At 66.2% G+C, this 16,468-nt stretch carries 15 protein-coding genes; 6 read left to right on the forward strand and 9 right to left on the reverse strand.

The window, feature by feature from the left end; all coding sequences use genetic code 11:
* Positions 1-6 precede the first annotated feature (6 nt).
* Together BSF38_RS21195 and BSF38_RS21200 are read left to right on the forward strand one after the other, a co-directional pair.
* Positions 7-321, forward strand: coding sequence for a hypothetical protein (locus tag BSF38_RS21195; RefSeq protein WP_145952250.1), 315 nt, complete (start codon positions 7-9; stop codon positions 319-321).
* A 40-nt stretch (positions 322-361) separates the two neighbouring features.
* Positions 362-1,336 carry a DUF1559 domain-containing protein gene (locus BSF38_RS21200; RefSeq protein WP_076348982.1) on the forward strand — a complete coding sequence of 325 codons (975 nt, stop codon included), beginning with the start codon at positions 362-364 and terminating at the stop codon, positions 1,334-1,336.
* 17 nt (positions 1,337-1,353) lie between these two features.
* Here the strand turns inward: BSF38_RS21200 and BSF38_RS21205 are convergent, their stop codons facing one another.
* A complete protein-coding gene (locus BSF38_RS21205) occupies positions 1,354-1,578 on the reverse strand; it encodes a hypothetical protein (RefSeq protein ID WP_076348984.1) in 225 nt (74 codons plus the stop codon).
* A gap of 251 nt (positions 1,579-1,829) precedes the next feature.
* On the opposite strand from BSF38_RS21205, the gene BSF38_RS21210 reads away from it, so the two are divergent.
* Together BSF38_RS21210 and BSF38_RS21215 are read left to right on the forward strand one after the other, a co-directional pair.
* Positions 1,830-2,564 carry a YqjF family protein gene (locus BSF38_RS21210; protein ID WP_237170555.1) on the forward strand — a complete coding sequence of 245 codons (735 nt, stop codon included), beginning with the start codon at positions 1,830-1,832 and terminating at the stop codon, positions 2,562-2,564.
* Between the two features lie 550 nt (positions 2,565-3,114).
* On the forward strand, positions 3,115-3,756 hold the full coding sequence (locus BSF38_RS21215; RefSeq protein ID WP_168189426.1) for a CAP domain-containing protein: 642 nt from the start codon (positions 3,115-3,117) through the stop codon (positions 3,754-3,756).
* Positions 3,757-3,827: 71 nt separating this feature from the next.
* Here BSF38_RS21215 and BSF38_RS21220 read toward each other — a convergent pair whose 3' ends face one another.
* Positions 3,828-4,442, reverse strand: a complete 615-nt coding sequence (locus tag BSF38_RS21220; RefSeq protein ID WP_083713193.1) for a hypothetical protein — start codon at positions 4,440-4,442, stop codon at positions 3,828-3,830.
* A 669-nt stretch (positions 4,443-5,111) separates the two neighbouring features.
* Here BSF38_RS21220 and BSF38_RS21225 point away from each other — a divergent pair.
* Entirely contained in the window at positions 5,112-6,035 is a 924-nt protein-coding gene (locus BSF38_RS21225) for a GGDEF domain-containing protein (protein ID WP_076348990.1), read from the forward strand.
* Between the two features lie 57 nt (positions 6,036-6,092).
* Here the strand turns inward: BSF38_RS21225 and BSF38_RS32465 are convergent, their stop codons facing one another.
* The 3 genes from BSF38_RS32465 to BSF38_RS21240 are packed head-to-tail and all read right to left on the reverse strand — an operon-like array spanning position 6,093 to position 9,583.
* Positions 6,093-7,868, reverse strand: a complete 1,776-nt coding sequence (locus tag BSF38_RS32465; RefSeq protein WP_145952252.1) for a tetratricopeptide repeat protein — start codon at positions 7,866-7,868, stop codon at positions 6,093-6,095.
* The gene (locus tag BSF38_RS21235) at positions 7,865-8,878 is read right to left on the reverse strand and encodes a YybH family protein (protein WP_083713201.1); all 1,014 of its coding nucleotides are present in this window, start codon (positions 8,876-8,878) and stop codon (positions 7,865-7,867) included. The genes BSF38_RS32465 and BSF38_RS21235 overlap by 4 nt, the downstream gene beginning before the upstream one ends.
* Before the next feature lie 18 nt (positions 8,879-8,896).
* Entirely contained in the window at positions 8,897-9,583 is a 687-nt protein-coding gene (locus BSF38_RS21240; RefSeq protein WP_168189427.1) for a choice-of-anchor R domain-containing protein, read from the reverse strand.
* 590 nt (positions 9,584-10,173) lie between these two features.
* Between BSF38_RS21240 and BSF38_RS21245 the strand changes: the two genes are divergently transcribed.
* Positions 10,174-11,796 carry a 2-isopropylmalate synthase gene (locus BSF38_RS21245; RefSeq protein WP_076348998.1) on the forward strand — a complete coding sequence of 541 codons (1,623 nt, stop codon included), beginning with the start codon at positions 10,174-10,176 and terminating at the stop codon, positions 11,794-11,796.
* A 98-nt stretch (positions 11,797-11,894) separates the two neighbouring features.
* Here the strand turns inward: BSF38_RS21245 and BSF38_RS21250 are convergent, their stop codons facing one another.
* The 4 genes from BSF38_RS21250 to BSF38_RS21265 form a co-directional block, all read right to left on the reverse strand.
* Positions 11,895-13,352: a hypothetical protein gene (locus BSF38_RS21250; protein WP_076349000.1), complete on the reverse strand. Its 1,458-nt coding sequence runs from the start codon at positions 13,350-13,352 to the stop codon at positions 11,895-11,897.
* A gap of 225 nt (positions 13,353-13,577) precedes the next feature.
* The gene (locus BSF38_RS21255; protein ID WP_076351253.1) at positions 13,578-14,381 is read right to left on the reverse strand and encodes a glucosamine-6-phosphate deaminase; all 804 of its coding nucleotides are present in this window, start codon (positions 14,379-14,381) and stop codon (positions 13,578-13,580) included.
* A gap of 26 nt (positions 14,382-14,407) precedes the next feature.
* Complete coding sequence (locus tag BSF38_RS21260; RefSeq protein WP_076349002.1) at positions 14,408-15,403, reverse strand: PIG-L deacetylase family protein; 996 nt, start codon at positions 15,401-15,403, stop codon at positions 14,408-14,410.
* Positions 15,404-15,678: 275 nt separating this feature from the next.
* Entirely contained in the window at positions 15,679-16,215 is a 537-nt protein-coding gene (locus BSF38_RS21265; protein WP_076349003.1) for a cyclic nucleotide-binding domain-containing protein, read from the reverse strand.
* Positions 16,216-16,468 lie beyond the last annotated feature (253 nt).

The following is a 16,468-nucleotide window of genomic DNA, read 5'->3' on the forward strand; positions in this document are numbered from 1 at the left end:
GCGATCATGCTGGACCCCGCGTCGGAACGCGAGGGGACGGCCGTGGGCGCCACGATCCGGGACGGAGCGTTCACGATCGAACGCGATCAAGGGCCGACGCCCGGAACCTATAAGGTTCGCATCTATGCGAGTTCCAACGTGCAAGCGCCCGCGCCGGCGGGCTCGTCGAACCGAAAACCCCGGCCTATGGTCGAACGCATCCCCGCCCGCTACAACGCACGAACCGAGGAAGTCGTCGAGATCCGGGCCAAGGGCGGCAACCGAATCGACATCGACGTCCAGCCGGATCGCCCCTCGCCCTCTTCGGATTCGCCCCCGTGATCGACGTCCGTTCTCGGGCCGTCGCCAAGGAGCCTCGAAAATGCAGCCAGGGAAACGTGGGTTCACGCTGATCGAGCTTCTCGTCGTCGTCGCGATCATCTCCGTGCTGATCGCACTTTTGCTGCCGGCGGTGCAGTCGGCCCGCGAGGCGGCCCGCCGCACCCAATGCATCAACAACCTCAAGCAGATCGGCCTGGCGATGCACGGATACCATGACGTGGAGAACGTCCTGCCGCCGGGCAAGAAAGGGTGCTGCTGGGGGACGTGGCTGATCTTCGTCCTCCCTTACATAGAACAGCAGTCGCTCTACAACGCCTGGAATTCCAATGGAACCAACGCGCCCGGGCTGCCGGCGAGCTTCGACGAGGACCTGCGGTATTTCGGCGTCGCCAACCGAACCGTGACCTCCCAGTGGGTCGGCGTCTACCTCTGTCCCAGCGATCAGAAGAACGCCCCGATATCCGTGGAGGCGAACGGAGCGACCCTGGCTTGCACCTCGCAAAATTACGCCGTGAACTTCGGCAACTCGATCCAGATCCAGACTGATTTTCAGGACGTCCGGTTCGGTGGCGCGCCGTTCGTGGACGTCGGTTCCCCACTCACGGACTCTCAACTGCCCGGCAAGCGGACCGTCGGCTTTGCGGCCTTGACCGACGGGCTGAGCACGACGCTGATGGCCTCGGAAGTCGTCGTCGGCCAGGGGCGCGACCTCCGCGGCTTCTCGTGGTGGGGCGACGCCGCCGGCTTTGAGGGCTATCTCACGCCGAACAGCTCGTTCCCCGACGTTTTGTTCAGTCCCTACTACTGCCTCAATAGGTCGCCCAATCCCCCGTGTGTCGGGACGACGACCGCGTTGCCGGACAACTACGCGGCCCGCAGCCGCCATCCTGGCGGAGTGAACGCCGCCATGGCCGACACGAGCGTCCACTTCTTCAAAAACTCCGTTCACATCCAGACCTGGCGGGCGCTCAGCACGTCGCGCGGCGGCGAAGCGATCTCGTTCGACGACTATTGAGGACGCCCCGATCGGCCTCAGCGCACGGCCTTGGCCGTGGGAGGCGCCTCGCCCGACCCCTTGGCCCTGGCCGGCTTCCCCGACATGAACCGGTTGCAGCCGCTGTTGCCGGATACGCGAAGCCGGAATTCCTGGAGGCCTTCCTCAATGCATAGGCCCAGAGTCAGGCTCTCGACGGAGGCTTCGGGCTCGAGCTGCCACCACTTACAATCCTTGCAAAGTCCCCAATTGCGGTTTGGCATGGCGACGACTCCTATCGTAAGGAAGTCAGTTTGGAGGTAGGTTCCGAGACGGACTTGCAATAAATGGCTGCTGCAACCGACGCGCCGCGGATCGGGAAAAGTGGTTGCTTTCTCCCCGAATGACACGCGGATTCGCAGCCTGGCCCGGACGTGCGAGGCGGTCGCCGTGACGCCTCCCAGACAGGCTGGGCGGCTTTCCCCCTAGAATGGAGAGGGGGGCAGGTCCCAACCTGACGATCGAGAACATCGCCATGCACACGTCCGGCAGAGTCGTCATGCGGCAGAAGTGGCGCGACTTGCTGTTCCTGCACTGGACCGTCGATCCCGACTCGTTGCGCCGGCTGCTGCCCCCAGGGCTCGACCTCGACCTTTTCGAAGGCGCGGCCTACGTCGGCCTCGTTCCGTTCACCATGCGGGGGGTGCGGCCGATCGGACTGCCGCCGGTGAGGGGCCTGTCGGCGTTTCATGAAACGAATGTCCGGACTTATGTTCACCTGGACGGTCGTGATCCGGGCGTCTGGTTCTTCAGCCTCGACGCAGCCAACCGCATCGCGGTCCGTGTTGCGAGAAGGCTTTTTCATCTTCCCTATTACGACGCCCGATTGTTTCTGGAGCGGGAAAATTTTCCCTCATCCGTAGCGTCGTCAGCGATTCTCTATGGCGGCGTCCGGCGTTGGCCGGGCTTCGACAGGGCCTCGTATCTCGTTCGGGCCCAGGCGGTCGGCCCGGTCGAACCGGCCCGCGCGGGGACGCTCGAGCACTTTCTGGTCGAGCGCTACGTCCTCTATGCAGAGCACGGCGGCCGGCTCTTTCAAGGGCAGGTGCGGCATCAGCCCTATCCCTTGCAATCAGCTCTCGTCCACGCGATCGACGAGAACCTCGTAGCCGCGGCGGGCGTGTCGCGTCCCTCGACGGCCCCCTTGGCCCACTTCGCGGCCGGTGTGGACGCCGACGTCCTTTCGCTCCGACACCTCCGTTCCGACTGAGCGGCGGCCGCTCCTGGAACGACCGCCTCCGTCGGACCTTCAACGTCGCGCCCATTCGGTCGGGGGCCTGCGCTCTTCCTCTTGCGACGCGGTGGACGCCGTCGCTTCACGAGCTTCCGGGAGAGCCCGACGTCGCGCGTTTCAAGCCCGGAGACGCTTCCCCCGGCGCGCCGTCCATGCCTGGTCCGGGGACTCGCGTTCTCGGCGTCCAGACCCCGCGCGATCAAAAACGTTGCACAAGATCGCTTTTCTTGACCGGACAGCGAGTTGCGGCGGCGGCGCGACGGGGGGTTACGCAGTCACAATCGATGCGCGTCGACGCGTTCATATCGGATTTCAGAAATGCAAGGGGAAATACGCCATGGTGTTTTTTTTCAACATAAGCAGAAAGGGTTTGCATTTTGAGGAGGAAGATCCCATTTTGGCACCTTGCTCGTGTCTCGCTGGGATTACCGGATCGAACTTTCCCGGATTCGGAATTCCTTCTAGCGATTGCGGGTGTCGCAGTGGAGCGGCACCGACCGGGCAGTACAAGGGAGTTTGTCCATTGTTGAATTTCACTCATGAGCTTCGCACCCTGACTCGGCTGTTTCTGTCATTCACCGCCGTTTTCGCGGCTTCGTCGCGGGTCGAGGCTCAGCAGTACGTTTACTATCCCACTGCCAACACGGCGACTGTCGCCGCTCCGACTTACACCGTTCCCACCTACACCACCCCGGCGACTCAAACGGCCGGCGCGGTTCAATACTATCAGCCTGCCGCCCAGGTCCAGTACGCGCAGCCTACCTATCAGACGCAGTACTACCAGAGTGCGTACGCTGGGATGGAAGTCCAGGCTCAGCCCGTTCAGGCGCAGGCTCCGGCCGCCGCGCCGGCGGCGTCCTCGGGCGATTCCTACGGATTCACCGCTTGGCTCAACGGCGTGCGTGCCTCGTACGGCCTGGGCGCCGTGGGATACGACGGGAACCTGGAGAGTTGGGCCGCGATGAACAACAGCCAGCAATCGGCCCGCGGCCTGGGTCACCACGTGATGGGCCCCGCTCGGCGTCAGAACTCGGCCATGGGGGGCTTCCCGGGCATCGAGTCGATGTGGATGGCCTCTCCGGCCCACCGTGCGGCTCTGCTCGATCCCACTATCACCTTCATTGGGATCGCCGGTGCCGGCGCCTGGTGGACGTTTAACGCCTACTGAGCCCCTTTGCTCACGGCGACGTCGGCAAAGCCGCCCTCGCGCGCCGGACTCGCCCCGTCGGCGGTCGGTTCTTAGAGAAAGAACGCGTTGCGCACGCCTGAGAGGATCGCTTGCTCCAGGTTGGGGTCGCGGCCTCGGGGAATCCACCCGACCGCGACCGGCACTGGACCGACGACCTCGCGGACGCGGTTGACGGGGAAGTCGTTGTTGAAGACGGCCCGGCCGGCGGCTTGCCGGTCGGGCTTGACCATATCCTCAAGCTCTTTATGGACTTCCACTTTCACAAGGAAGCCCCCCGCCGGCGCGGGGTCGATCTTGATGACGGCGAACCGCCGCATCGTCTGGAGAGTCGACTCGACCCGGTCGCCGATCGTCACCGAGTCGCCCAGCCACGGTTCGAGCACCGTCGCGCCGATCTTGGGCTCGGTGATGATCGTCCGCGACAGCCGGTTCTCCGACGCAATGTCGAAGTAGGCACCCACCTCGGCCACGGTCTTGTTCCAGACCGCCTCGAAGTCGTTAATCGGCACCACGAGCGGGTTGTCGGCCACCGGCTGGGGCGAGAAGATCTGGGTGACCCTCGACGTGTGCAGCCACTCACTCGTGGCGCAGCCGGGAAGCGCAAGCCCCAGGACGGCGACCCCGATCACCCCAATTGCTTTCGCGACGATTCGCGTGTTTGCCATGATTCAGGGTTCCATCCTGCCTGACCTGCCGATCTGGAACGATCCGTCGCGACGCTCGACCATGTCGGCCGATCGGCCGCGCCATTCCGGCTCGCGCATCTCGGCCCAGAGTATTAGTCGGAATTCGCCGTCGACCGCATGACTTCAAGGAGACCGAACCGCATTTGCGACATGAGGATGCGTGGTCGATCTGGTCCGTCGTTCGATCGACGGCGGGCCGCGCGAATTTGCGACCGGGTCTTGGTTTCGAGACCTTGCTCCGGCGCGGGCGGAAAGGAAGCGCCGGCCTCGCGACCGGGGGGTCGTGAAGGCGGTGCATCGTGCGCCATATCGAAAATCCTGGCAAGTCCGTTTTCCCCGTCGCGCGGTCGTGGCCTAGGGTTGTTCTGACGGCTCAAGACCACAACCGTCGGCGGGCCCGGCGTCGGCGCCCCTGACCGAGGCGCTGGAACTCCCAGGAGGATCACTATGGTTGCTGATCGTGGTTGGCGTCGTGACGCCACAAGCCCAGCGGATCGGGAACGCGGCGAAAGGGACTCATCGATCGAGGAGACGTCGGCCGAGGTTTCCCGGACGCAACATCGATGGAGTCGTTGGCTGACCGCGTGGGCCGAGAAGTGGTTCCCCTCGGCGCTTCGAGGTCCCGGCGACCCCTCGGGCGAAGAGGTTTTGCACGATCTGGCCAAGACCCTCGCCGAGGCGGCTGATACCCGGACCGTCGGCAAGGCGCTGACGGCCGCCGCCCGGCGCGTGACCGGGTCGAACGCGGTGGAGTTGATCCCGGATTCAGGTCGGCGTCCCGCTTCCTGCTCGGAGATGGCGATCGAGTTGCGTCGCGGTGGTGGAACCTGGGGATGGCTCGTGGTGAACGAGACGAGTTCCCGGTCCTCGATCGTACGGAGACGCCTGGAGACGCTCGGCGTAATGGCGTCGTGCGCCTTCGACCGGCTCGACGCCGGGGCGCGCGAGGTGGAGCGCACGGCACCGAAACCCGTCGAGGTCCGGAATTCCGGGCGGTGGGAGGGCGCGCTGGACAAGGCCGCGGAAGAGACCGACCTGGGATATTACCCGTCGGCGCCCACGGTCCACGACGCAACCTTTCTGAACGCCGTGTTCCCGTTCGCTCTCAGCCAGGCGCGGAGGCACGGCGAGTCGCTCGCGGTACTGTGCGTGGCCATCGACCGTCTGAGCGGAATTCGCGACCTGCTGGGCGGGGATCAGGTCGATCGGACGGTCCAGCACACCGGCCGCAAGATCGCGACCTTGATCCGCGCCAGCGATATCGTGGCCCGCCTCGACGACGACCGGCTCATGGTCTTGCTGCCGCGGGCCGAACTCGACGACGGCCTGACCGTCGCGCGCAAGCTCTGCCAGGGGGTTGCCGAGAACGCGAGCCTGCTCTCCGACGCGCCGGTGCTGACGCTCTCGATCGGAGTGGCGTCTTATCCTTCGTGCGCGACCAGTCTGTATGAATTGCTCGACGCCTCCGACGCGGCGCTGTCGGACGCTCAGAGCCGGGGACGCAACCGCGCGTCGTCGGCTCCGACGCTCGTCTTCGATCGCGCGACCCGGCGCGAGGCGTGCGCGGTTTGAGCCGGGAACGCGACGCGAGGATGTCGTCTCGCGCCGCGTTCCATTCGCTGTCGCTCTTTACTTACTGAAGGTCAGGCCGGGGTCGTTCGGGCCTCCTCCCATCGCCTGGAAGACGAAATGGCTGTCGTCTTGCCAGGTCACCTTGCCGACCATCACGTTGTCGTCGCTCTGAGCCAGAGTCAGGATGCCGTTCCCGTAGGTGTACTTGCCCGCGATCGGCTGGGTCTGGCCTTGCTGAGTCAGGTTCCACTGAAAGCCGCCGTCGGCGGCGATCGTCAAGGCGATCGAGACGCCGGCGTCCGGCGCGGCTTGCCACGCGCCGACGAGGTTGCCTTCGGGAACCGAGGGCGTCGCGGCCGGCGGCTCGGCGGCGGTCGGCGCGGCTTCGGTCTGCGGCGCGGTTGCCGAGGGCTCGCCCGGCTCCTGGCTTCCGGAAAGCTGGGCGACGATCTGGGCGGACAGCTTGTCGGACGGTTGGAGCAGGGTCACGTCCTTGAACTCGCCGATCGCCGCCTCGGTGTGCCCCTGCGTCAGATAGTGATAACCCAGCACGAACCGGGCGGCCGCGGAGTTGGGATTCGCCGATCCATACTCTTCGAGCGCGCGGAGCTGCGGCGTGTAGACGTCGATGCTCGGATAGAGGCCGATCAAGGTCGTCCAGTCCCACCCGGGACCGACCGAAAGCACTGCGTACAGTACGCCCGCCGCCTGGTCGTACTGCTTCATCGCGAAGAAGCAGAGCGCGCGGAATTCGTGAATCGCGGCGTCGTTGGGCAGGGCCTTGAGAGCTTCGTCGGTCTGCTTGAGGGCCTGGTTGTAATCGCCCGCCTTGAACGCCTCACGCGCCGCGTCGAACGTCTGCATCGCCGGGTCGGCGACGCTGGGGTCGGGAGGCGCGGTCTCGGCCAGGGGCTGGGAGTAGTCGTAAACTCCGGCCGGCGCGGCGGCGACGGGCAGAGCGGGCTGTCCCACCACGATCGGTTGCTGAACCACGACCGGCTGCTGGATGATGATCGGCTGCACGGCGACGGCGTAGGGGTTCATGAAAGGCCGGTATCCCCAACTGTAAATCGCCGAGTTGAGTCCCCAGGCGCCGATCCCGCCGACGGCCATGCCGGTGAAGAACGCGCCGCCGTTGTTCCACCAGTTGTTGTTGCGTCCGTGCCAGTAGCCGTTGACCCAGGCTTGGTGATTGTTCCAGCCGGGCCGCGACGCCCATGCCGGAGGTCGTCCGGCTCCCCAGCCGGGAGGCCGTCCGGGACCGCCGCCAGGCCCCCAGGCCGGAGGACGCGCCGGGTTCATGCCGGGCGGACGTCCGGGGCCGGGGCCGCCGCCGGCCAGAGGAGGCCGACCCGGGTTGACGCCCCCCGGTCGGTTCGGGCCAGGGCCGGCGATGGGAGGCCGACCGGGATTCACGCCCGGCCGGTTGGGGCCGCCGGCGACGGGAGGTCGACCCGGGCTGACGCCAGCGCCTGGAGAACCGGGACCGCCGCCGCCGAGAGTAGGGCGATTGCCGAGCGAAGGCCGGTTCACCTGGCCAGGGCCGGCTCCAGGCCCGGGCGTGGGCCGGGCGGCAGGGGCGGAGGGACGCATCCCGCCTTGCCATCCCGCGCCGCCACCGCCGCCTGGTCGACCGCCTTGCGGTGGTGTGAACGACGGGGTGCGGTTGAACGACGGCCTGCCGGCGGAGGCGCCGGCCGACCTTCCGCCTCCACGACCGCCGCCGCCTCCACCACCTCCTCCACGACCGCCTCCTCGCTGGGCGAAGGCCGGAGTGATCCAGGGGGGGGCCGCGATCAGCGCCGCGAGGGTGAGATGAAGGAGCTTGTTCATTGCGGGTTCCTCGCGGGTTGGGTCGATGGGCCGTTGCCGTGCGGCGCGGGCGGCCTGCGGACCAGCACGGCGTCTTCAGCGTCGGGCAGGGCGTTGTTTCCGAGCGTCCGGTCGATCGACCCCCAGCGGAGCGCATCGCGATTCAGTCGGGTGAGCACGTTCGTCGCGGAGACGGCCCGGCCGTCCTTCAGGACGCCGGTCGTTTTGATGATCCAGCGGTCGCCGTCGCGCGACCAGAGCCCCTCGGAGAACCCGCCTTCGGAATCAAAGGCCCACGACCGGAACTGGTTGAACCGCGGGTCCCAGCCGATTCGATGGACGCCAGACGACTCAACCCGACCTTGGACCTTCACTTTATAATTGCGAAGCAGGTACGAACGGCCGTCAGACCAATCGCATGAGGTATGCACCTCGGCGTTGTCGTCCTCGTCCATCCATTCGCCGACGAGCCATTCCAGCTCCTTCAGGTGATCGTGGGCGGTTTTCTCGGCGGACGCATCGATCATCGGATAGTCGTGGATGCTGTCCTGGAGCCACTTGCCGTCCTTCTTGACGTAGGCCGCCGAGTACCGCGAGGTTTCCGCGCGGCTGTCGGCGTTGGCGTCCTGGGTCGTCGGAACCGTGATCGTGGCCGTCCCTTCTTCGAGAGCCGCTTCCGTGCCGAGCAGGCGCAGGCTCTCGGTCTTGACGGCGATGGTTTGGCCGGGGGTGGCCTCGAACGAGGCGGCGAACAGCTTCTCGACGGCTGACCGGCCCTCGACCGTCTTACCCCCCTCGGTTGCGATCCGGGCCTGGTCGGTGAACAAGGCCGCGACCGCCTTGGCGTCTCCCGCGTTGAACGCGCGGGTGAACTCGACGACGAGGGCGCGGATCGCCGATTCGTCGGCCGACTCGTGGGCCGGCCGTTTGGCGGGGCGTTCATCGGTCTGCAAGCCCGACGCGGTCGACTGGGCCGCAACGTGATCGTGGCCGAGCAGACACAAGACGATCAGTGCGAATGCGGATCTCATGGTGTTCGACTTTCTGCTTCAGCCCGCGACCGGTGCGGATCGTCGGCGGCGGACCAGCATGAAAACGGACGAAAAGCCGAGGCCGCCGATGATCCAGGAGGACGGCTCGGGGACGGCGCCGACCGGCGTGCCCATGACCTGGATCAAGTACGGGGCGTTCGGCTGGCTTACCCAAACGCCCGAGCCGGGTGGGATGGTCGCGGCGGCGGAAGTCAGGATGCCTTCCGAGGCCGAGTCAATGGCCGTGTCGTACGTGTATTGCCACTCGAACGGCGTGCCGCCGGCCGCCGTGACCGTGAGCACGAACCAGTATTCGGTGTTCGCCTTCAGCACGAAGTTGGTCATCGGCGTGAAGTTCAAGGTCGCGAAACTTGCGTCGATCGTCGGAACGAGGAAGGTCGCCAGGGGAGAGGAAACATCCGGAACGTCCTTGCCTAGGGCGTTCGTTGTGGAAGCCGCGAGCACCGCCGAGACGGCGAACGTCCCGCCGGGGTTGAAACCGCCGAGGACCGCTTCGATCGAGGTCAGGTTCCAGTCCCGGCCGCCGGTCTTGAACCCCTGGGCCCGCGCGTCGGCCGCATCGACCGCGTCGGATCCGAACGGCGCGTTCGCGAGGTTGCCGACGAGCAGCGAATCGCCCCGAGCCGCGGCGGTCGAAATCATGATGAATAAGGCGGTTACGGCCGATCGATGGAGAATTCGCATCGTGGACTCGCAGGGTTCGACTTCTGGAAGGATCGAGAACGCCGCCGGCGGATTCCGCAGTGAGAAGAGATACGCGCGTCCGCTCTGGGATTCAATGTACGAAACCCGTCCAACCTGGAAAATCGCAAAGCGGGTCGAACCGGGTCGGCATCGCGTGGTCTTGCTGGGATTTCGACGTCGACCGGCCCGCATTTCCGGGCGCGGCGATTTTTGCCGATTGACCCGAAGCGCGCGTCAACCTATCATTCTTGTAGTCGAACTGTTTGATCCTAATTCGTTCCTCTCAGGGGAACGTGGATTGGAACGAGCCCAGCGATGCGAATTCCGCTTGCAAGCCTTAGTCTGCTTATCCTCGGCCTTACCGGCCGCAAGGGAGCGTCGTCTTAGGGCTTGTCAGGTTCCCGCATGGTCAGCCAGAGAAGCCCCGAGACTCACCCTTGCCGGTGGATCTCGGGGCTTCTTTCGTTGTGGCCCCGTGCGTCCCCGGTGGTGCGTCCTGTCTTTGCGGGCGGGCTTGGATGAGTCGAATCCTTTTTTAGAACTTTGAGCGAGCCGCGACGGCCGCGAACCCGAAAGGAATGAGCCCAGCCATGACCCCTTCCGACAACTCCAGCGCCGCGTCGTCCACTCCAACCGACGTCGAGGCCGACCGCAACCGCGTGCGGATCTTCGACACGACGTTGCGCGACGGCGAGCAATCGCCGGGCGCGAGCATGAACATGGCCGAGAAGCTCGAACTCGCCCGGGCGCTCGCCGGCATGGGAGTTGACGTCATCGAGGCCGGGTTCCCGATCGCCTCGGTCGGCGACTTCGACTCGGTCCGGGCGATCGCGGCCGAGATCACCGGCGCGACCGTCTGCGGTCTCGCCCGCTGCAACGACCGCGACATTGACCGCGCCTGGGAGGCCGTCCAGTTCGCCCAGAAGCCGCGGATTCACGTCTTCCTGGCCACCTCGGCCATCCATCGCGAGCACAAGCTGAGGATGACGCGGGCGCAGATCGTGGAGCGGGCCGTGGCCGGCGTGCGTCGCGCGGCGGCCGTCTGCAAAGACGTCGAGTTCAGCCCCGAGGACGCCGCCCGGACCGAGATCGAGTTCCTCCGCGAGGTGATCGAGGCCGTCATCGACGCCGGCGCGACGACCGTCAACATCCCCGACACGGTCGGCTACGCCATGCCCTCGCAGTATGCGGCGGTGATCCGCGCGCTGATTGAAGGGGTTCCCAACATCGGTCGAGCCGTCATCAGCACGCACTGCCACGACGACCTCGGCTTGGCCGTCGCCAACAGCCTGGCCGGCGTCGAGGCCGGCGCCCGCCAGGTCGAATGCACGATCAACGGCATCGGCGAACGCGCGGGCAACGCCGCCCTTGAAGAGATCGTTATGGCCCTGAAGACCCGCCATGACTATTACGGCCTGGAGACGAACATCAAGACCGAGCGGCTCTTCCCGGTCAGTCGGATGCTCTCGTCGATCACCGGCATGGCGGTCCAGCGCAACAAGGCGATCGTCGGCAGTAACGCCTTCGCCCACGAGGCGGGCATTCACCAGGACGGTATGCTCAAAGAGCGTTCGACATACGAGATCATGCGCCCGGAAGACGTCGGCGTATCCCGGACCGACCTGGTTCTGGGCAAGCATTCGGGCCGTCACGCCCTGCGCGACCGGGTCGTCGAGATGGGGTACACGCTGAGCGAGGAGCAGATCGAGACCCTCTTCCACGACTTCAAGGCGCTGGCCGACAAGAAGAAGGAAGTCTACGACGAAGACGTGGCCGTCCTGGTCGAGAAGTTCATGGGCGACGTGCCGGCCCACTGGCAGCTCTTGAGCCTGCACACCACCGCCGGCACCAGCGTCTTGCCGACGGCGACCGTCTCGATCCGCCGCCCCGACGGCGAAATCGTCCAGGACGCCGCGATCGGCGACGGTCCGGTCGATGCGATCTTCAAGGCCGTCGAGCGCGTGACGGGCGTCCACGCCAACCTCCACGAGTTCGTCGTCCGGAGCGTGAGCCAGGGCAAAGATGCTCAGGGCGAGGTCACGCTCGAACTCGAAGTCGAGAGCGGCGAGAGCACCTTCCGTGGTCGGGCTGCATCGACCGACATCATCGAAGCCTCGGCGCTCGCCTACCTCAACGCCGTCAACGCCATCACGACCCGCAAGGAGCGTGGCCAGGTCCGCGAGGTCGTCGGCCGTCCCGGCGCGGGGGCCTGACCGCCGAGCCGCTTTCGCCCCTCGTTCGGAATGCAGGCGTCGCGCGACGTCCGTGCATTCCGACCGGCGGCTTCTTCGGGCGCTCCATCGATGGGAGGTCAGTCGAGCTTCGGGCCGGGGGAAGCGGCGGCGCTCGGCTTGGGCTTGGCGGCGACGGCCTTCGCGACTTCGCCGCGCATCCGCTGCAGCACGTTGAGGGGGATGTACGGGGATTCGGTCCACTGCACGAGCCGGTCGCCGAGGGCCTCGAACTGGGCGTGGGCCTCGGGGAAACGGCCGGCCATCGAGCAGAGCGCGGCGTACTTGCTCCGCACGACGTCGTCGTCGGGGAAATGCTTGAGGTACTCGGTGTTGACCGATTCGATGTCGGACCAGACCTCGGGCGAGCCCAGGTATTTCCGCCTGCCATCGCCTAGTCGGGCGGAGTGGCGATAATGGGCGTCGGCGACGAGCAGGATGATCCCGGTGTGCCAGTTCTTCGTGTCGCGGCAGGCGCGGCCGAATTCGAGCATCTCCTCCTCCGCGCCGTGCCACTTGGGGTCGAGCCAGTCGAGCTTGGACCAGCATGCGGATCGATCGTTGCCGTCGGCTTTCATGGCCCGTTCGAACCACAGTTCCATCGTGTCGCGATCGCCGCCGATTCCCTTGTCAATTTCGATAAGGGCGTCGGCGATTCGGGCGTTCTCGGGACGGAGCCGCCAAGCCTCTTCCAGCGCCTCGCGCCCCTTCAGCATGCGCTCCCCGAACTTCTCGAATCCACCTGCGGGCACGTTGGCGGCGAAGGCGGTCGTCCGGGCTTCCCAACTGTATCTATACCAGAACTCTCCCTGGATCTGGAGACGGACGGGGTTCAGATCGGGGAGGTTGGCCAGCGCATCGTCGACCCGCTTGAGGGCTGCCTCGGGCTCGACGCCGATCCCGCGGTAGCCACGGATCAGATCGATGAAGCATCCGAACCAGCGGTCTTCCCAGAACTCGTTGCGGTCGTCCTGGGCGACGCTGTTGGGGAGCATCGCGAGTGTGGCGTCGAAGCCGCGCTCGGCTTCCTTCTTGATCTCGTCGGTCAACGGCTTGGACGAGAGCAAGTACTCCGCCGCGAGCTCGACGGCGATCGCCCGCCGGAAGACCGGGTATTTGCTGTCGGCGAGGCCCTGGGACCAGCTCTTCGCCCGGCGGATCGTCTCTTCGAGTCCAGGGTAGTCCGACCCGCTCAACGTCCGCTGGTACAGATAGACCACCATCGGATCATCGCAGCCGGCGTTGACGGCGGTCTTGGCCGGTTTGTTGACGTCGGGGACATTGACGTCGGGGTCGATCTGGAGGCTGAACATCTGGGCGGCTAATTCCAGCGCCTCGCGGGCCGGCTTGTCCCATCGCGGGTCTCGCTTGCCGATTTTGTCATACGCTCCCTGGAGCGTCCGGCGTTGAAATTCCAGCCGCTCCCGCGACCGCTTCGCCGTCTTGGCGGGGTCTTGCGGGATCGGCTTCTCCGCGGCGATCGCCAGAGAGGCCGTCGCCAGCGTCAGGGCGAGTACAAGCAGCTGCGGATGTCGCATTAAAGAGGCTCCATGACAGGGCCAGCGCGGGAAGGGCGCGACGAGTCGATCTAATGGACTCGTGGACGATATCATGGGCGGTGGGGACAAGCAAGAAACCGAAAGACCTTATTGAAATTAAAATTGATACATGAGATTCATTTCAGGCCATTCAGGGAGTGAGAGGTTCGGCCCGGAGGCACCGATCGCATCCGGAGTTTCGACGCATCCGGCGCGCCTCGGTCGTTACGAACCGAGTTCCGCGGCGGCGGGTTCATCGAGAATCCAGACGACCCGGTCGGCGACGGTCTGGAGGAGCGAGGCGGGGACGGCCGTGGTGACGGGGCCGCGGAGGGCCTGGGCGACGATCGAGGCCTTGCGGGGGCCGGTGGCCAGCATCACGATGGCGCGCGCCGACAGGATCTGCTTCACGCCCATTGTGAGCGCGCGGGGGATCACCTTCGCGGCGTCGCCGAACTCGCGGACGGCGTCAGCCCGGGTGACCGGGTGAAGTTCGACCAGCCGCGTCGGCGCTGCGGCGGCCTCGGCGACGGACCATTCGGCCGGCTCGTTGAACCCGATGTGGCCGTTGCGGCCGATCCCCAGCAACTGGAGGTCGAGGCCGCCGTCGGCTTCGATCCAGCGGTCGAACTCGGCCGTATGCTCGCGGACGAACGCCTCTGGGACCGTGCCGTCGAGGACGTGCGCCTGGTTCGCGGGAAGATCGACCCGGCTGAACAGGTGCCGGTGCATGTACGACCGGTAGCTCAGCGGGTCGATCGGCTGGATCGGGTAATACTCGTCCAGGTTGTAGGTGACGACCTTCTGGAACGAGAGGCCGCCGGCCCGGTGCCGGGCGGCGAGGTTGGCGTAGACGACCTCGGGCGTGGCTCCGGTCGCCAGCCCGAGGATGGCTTTTCCTCGGCTTTTCAGGGCCGAGTCGATGGTGGCGGCGATCGACTCGGCGGCGACCCGGCTCGCGGCCTCGGCGTTGGGGCAGACGATCACGGTCGACCCGGAAATCTGGACGGTTCGTTCGGCGGAGGACATCGCGTCAGGCTCTCGCATGGTGGGGGTCAGGCCGGGACCGTCGCGGTGTTCGGCTTGGTGGCCGTCGGTTCAGAGGCGGCCGGTCGCGCCGGGGCTTCGACGGCGATCGGGCCGGTCGCTTCGTGGTTGCCGAGCATGCCAAGGGCCATCTGGATGGGGTCGGGCGGGAAGTTGTTGCGGCGCAGGGGGTCGTACGTCTCGATCTGGAACAGCTCGACGCCGACGAAGCGGTCGTCGGTGCGGGCCGCCCGGCCCGAGAGGCTGTGGCCCTCGGCCCATTCGCGGGTGAGCGCGGCGTAGGCGCGGCCCAGGTGCGAGCAATACTGGGTGTAATCGGTCAGGAGGATCTGCGAGGCGTGGCAGTGGATGGCCCACTCCTTGGTTCGCTCGGCCTCGCCGTCGTAGCTGAAGTAGGCGTTGGGCTCGGGAAGCGGTCCCCAGGGGGTCCAACCGGTCAGGACCAGGGTGTCGTGGAGCCCGGCGCCGACGAGGCCGACCGCCGCGAGCGCCCGAGTGACGCGGTGGGCGGCGTGGGCGTCGTTCGCCGGCGGGACGATGATCGCGCCGGGCCGCCGCTTCGTGAACCACTCGACGACCTCGGCGACGTCCTTCGCGGTCGGTTGATAGCCGGGGCACCGGTAGCCTTCGAGGTCCCAGCAGATCGCCTCGGCGCCGAGCACGCTGCATTCGAGGCGGAACTCGGCCTCGCGCACGGTGACTTTCTTCTGGTCGTTGAGCCAGGGGGCGGCGACGTTGCGCTCGCCCGCGAAGACCAGGATTTCGACGACCGGAAGGCCGCGGCGGACGGCGTATTCGTGGATCAGACAGGCGGCGGTGATCGCGCCGTCGTCGGCGTGGGGGCAGAGCATGACCAGCGGACGGTTCGGACCCAGAACGGAGCGGAGCGACTCGCGGACGTCCACGAGATGCCCGTGCGTTCCGCACACGCGGACCGAATCGAGCAACTGGTCGAATTCCGGCCGCCGCGCCGGCGTGCCCGTCGACGAGGATGAGGTGCTCATGATGGCTAGCGGACCTTGGTGAAAAGCGTCCCGCGACGCCGCGTCGATCGATCCCTGACGGTGTCGCGCAGGTCGCCGGAAAACGAGGAGACGTCACGTCTGTAGACGGCCTGGCGTCCGTCTTGGTGACGAGGTGAATCAGGAACTTCCGACGACGATCGAACTCGCCGGAGCAAGGGCTGATGCGTTTCGGGGCCTTGGCAGTCGGTCTCTGGAACTTCATTGTGCAGCCGGAAAACGGCGGAGTCAACCTGCGATTCCGCGCCGGCCGTTGATCAGATGGTGTGTTCTTCAAACAGGCGGGATCGAAAGCTCGACCATTCGGAGGCGGCGCTGGCGGGGGTGGCGGGAGTCTTGGCGATGTGCTCCGAGAAGAGCTTGTCGAGCAGGTCGAACCGTTCGGAGATCGCTCGAACCACCGCCAGAGCCAGGGCTTCGGCCGCGCGGGGATGGTCGCGGCGGAGGATCTGATACGACGGATGGTAGAGCGTCAGCAGCCAGACGTCGGACGTGGCGTGGACGCTCACGCGGGGAGGCTTGGGCTGGAAGAACGACGTCGTCCCGAAGACGGCGGGCGCGGTCAACGTGGTGATGACGTCGCGGCGGCCGCCGCCGGCCTGGCGATCGATCTCCGCAGTCCCCTCGATCAGGAACGAGAGATGATCGTTGGGCTGTCCCTGCGCCAGCAGAATCGTCCCCTTAGCCGCCCGCTCCTCCGCCAGCGCCTCAAGCAATTCATGCTTGATCGCCCGGTCCGTCGACTCCAGCCAGGGGGCGGACATGAACCGCTCAGCGGCATCGGCGTTGATCATCGTTCAACCTCATCCTTCAGGTTCCGCGAGTCGATCGACGCGGGGCGTCGAGCACCCGCCGCCTCGACGCTCCATGCCGTACCAGCCTACCGATTCGGAGCCTCTTCTTCAAACTGTTCGCGTTTCGCCGACTGTAGCGGCTGTGGTGGTTGCGCTCAAGAACCGGATCGTGTGCGGCGGCCGTTCGGACGACCCCGAGATTGGTCCCTAGGGGTTTCCGGCGAATGCCGATGGAAAGCACTGAGATGAATCC

This window comes from Paludisphaera borealis (assembly GCF_001956985.1).
Taxonomy (GTDB): domain Bacteria; phylum Planctomycetota; class Planctomycetia; order Isosphaerales; family Isosphaeraceae; genus Paludisphaera; species Paludisphaera borealis.

Excerpts from the sequence above, each read along its gene's own strand:
- BSF38_RS21265 (WP_076349003.1), bottom strand. The coding sequence starts at position 16,215 with ATGATCAACGCCGATGCCGCTGAGCGGTTCATGTCCGCCCCCTGGCTG.
- BSF38_RS21250 (WP_076349000.1), bottom strand. The coding sequence starts at position 13,352 with ATGCGACATCCGCAGCTGCTTGTACTCGCCCTGACGCTGGCGACGGCC.
- BSF38_RS21220 (WP_083713193.1), bottom strand. The coding sequence starts at position 4,442 with ATGGCAAACACGCGAATCGTCGCGAAAGCAATTGGGGTGATCGGGGTC.
- BSF38_RS21260 (WP_076349002.1), bottom strand. The coding sequence starts at position 15,403 with ATGAGCACCTCATCCTCGTCGACGGGCACGCCGGCGCGGCGGCCGGAA.
- BSF38_RS21210 (WP_237170555.1), top strand. The coding sequence starts at position 1,830 with ATGCACACGTCCGGCAGAGTCGTCATGCGGCAGAAGTGGCGCGACTTG.
- BSF38_RS21200 (WP_076348982.1), top strand. The coding sequence starts at position 362 with ATGCAGCCAGGGAAACGTGGGTTCACGCTGATCGAGCTTCTCGTCGTC.
- BSF38_RS21245 (WP_076348998.1), top strand. The coding sequence starts at position 10,174 with ATGACCCCTTCCGACAACTCCAGCGCCGCGTCGTCCACTCCAACCGAC.
- BSF38_RS21205 (WP_076348984.1), bottom strand. The coding sequence starts at position 1,578 with ATGCCAAACCGCAATTGGGGACTTTGCAAGGATTGTAAGTGGTGGCAG.
- BSF38_RS32465 (WP_145952252.1), bottom strand. The coding sequence starts at position 7,868 with ATGAACAAGCTCCTTCATCTCACCCTCGCGGCGCTGATCGCGGCCCCC.
- BSF38_RS21240 (WP_168189427.1), bottom strand. The coding sequence starts at position 9,583 with ATGCGAATTCTCCATCGATCGGCCGTAACCGCCTTATTCATCATGATT.
- BSF38_RS21255 (WP_076351253.1), bottom strand. The coding sequence starts at position 14,381 with ATGTCCTCCGCCGAACGAACCGTCCAGATTTCCGGGTCGACCGTGATC.
- BSF38_RS21235 (WP_083713201.1), bottom strand. The coding sequence starts at position 8,878 with ATGAGATCCGCATTCGCACTGATCGTCTTGTGTCTGCTCGGCCACGAT.
- BSF38_RS21195 (WP_145952250.1), top strand. The coding sequence starts at position 7 with ATGCTGGACCCCGCGTCGGAACGCGAGGGGACGGCCGTGGGCGCCACG.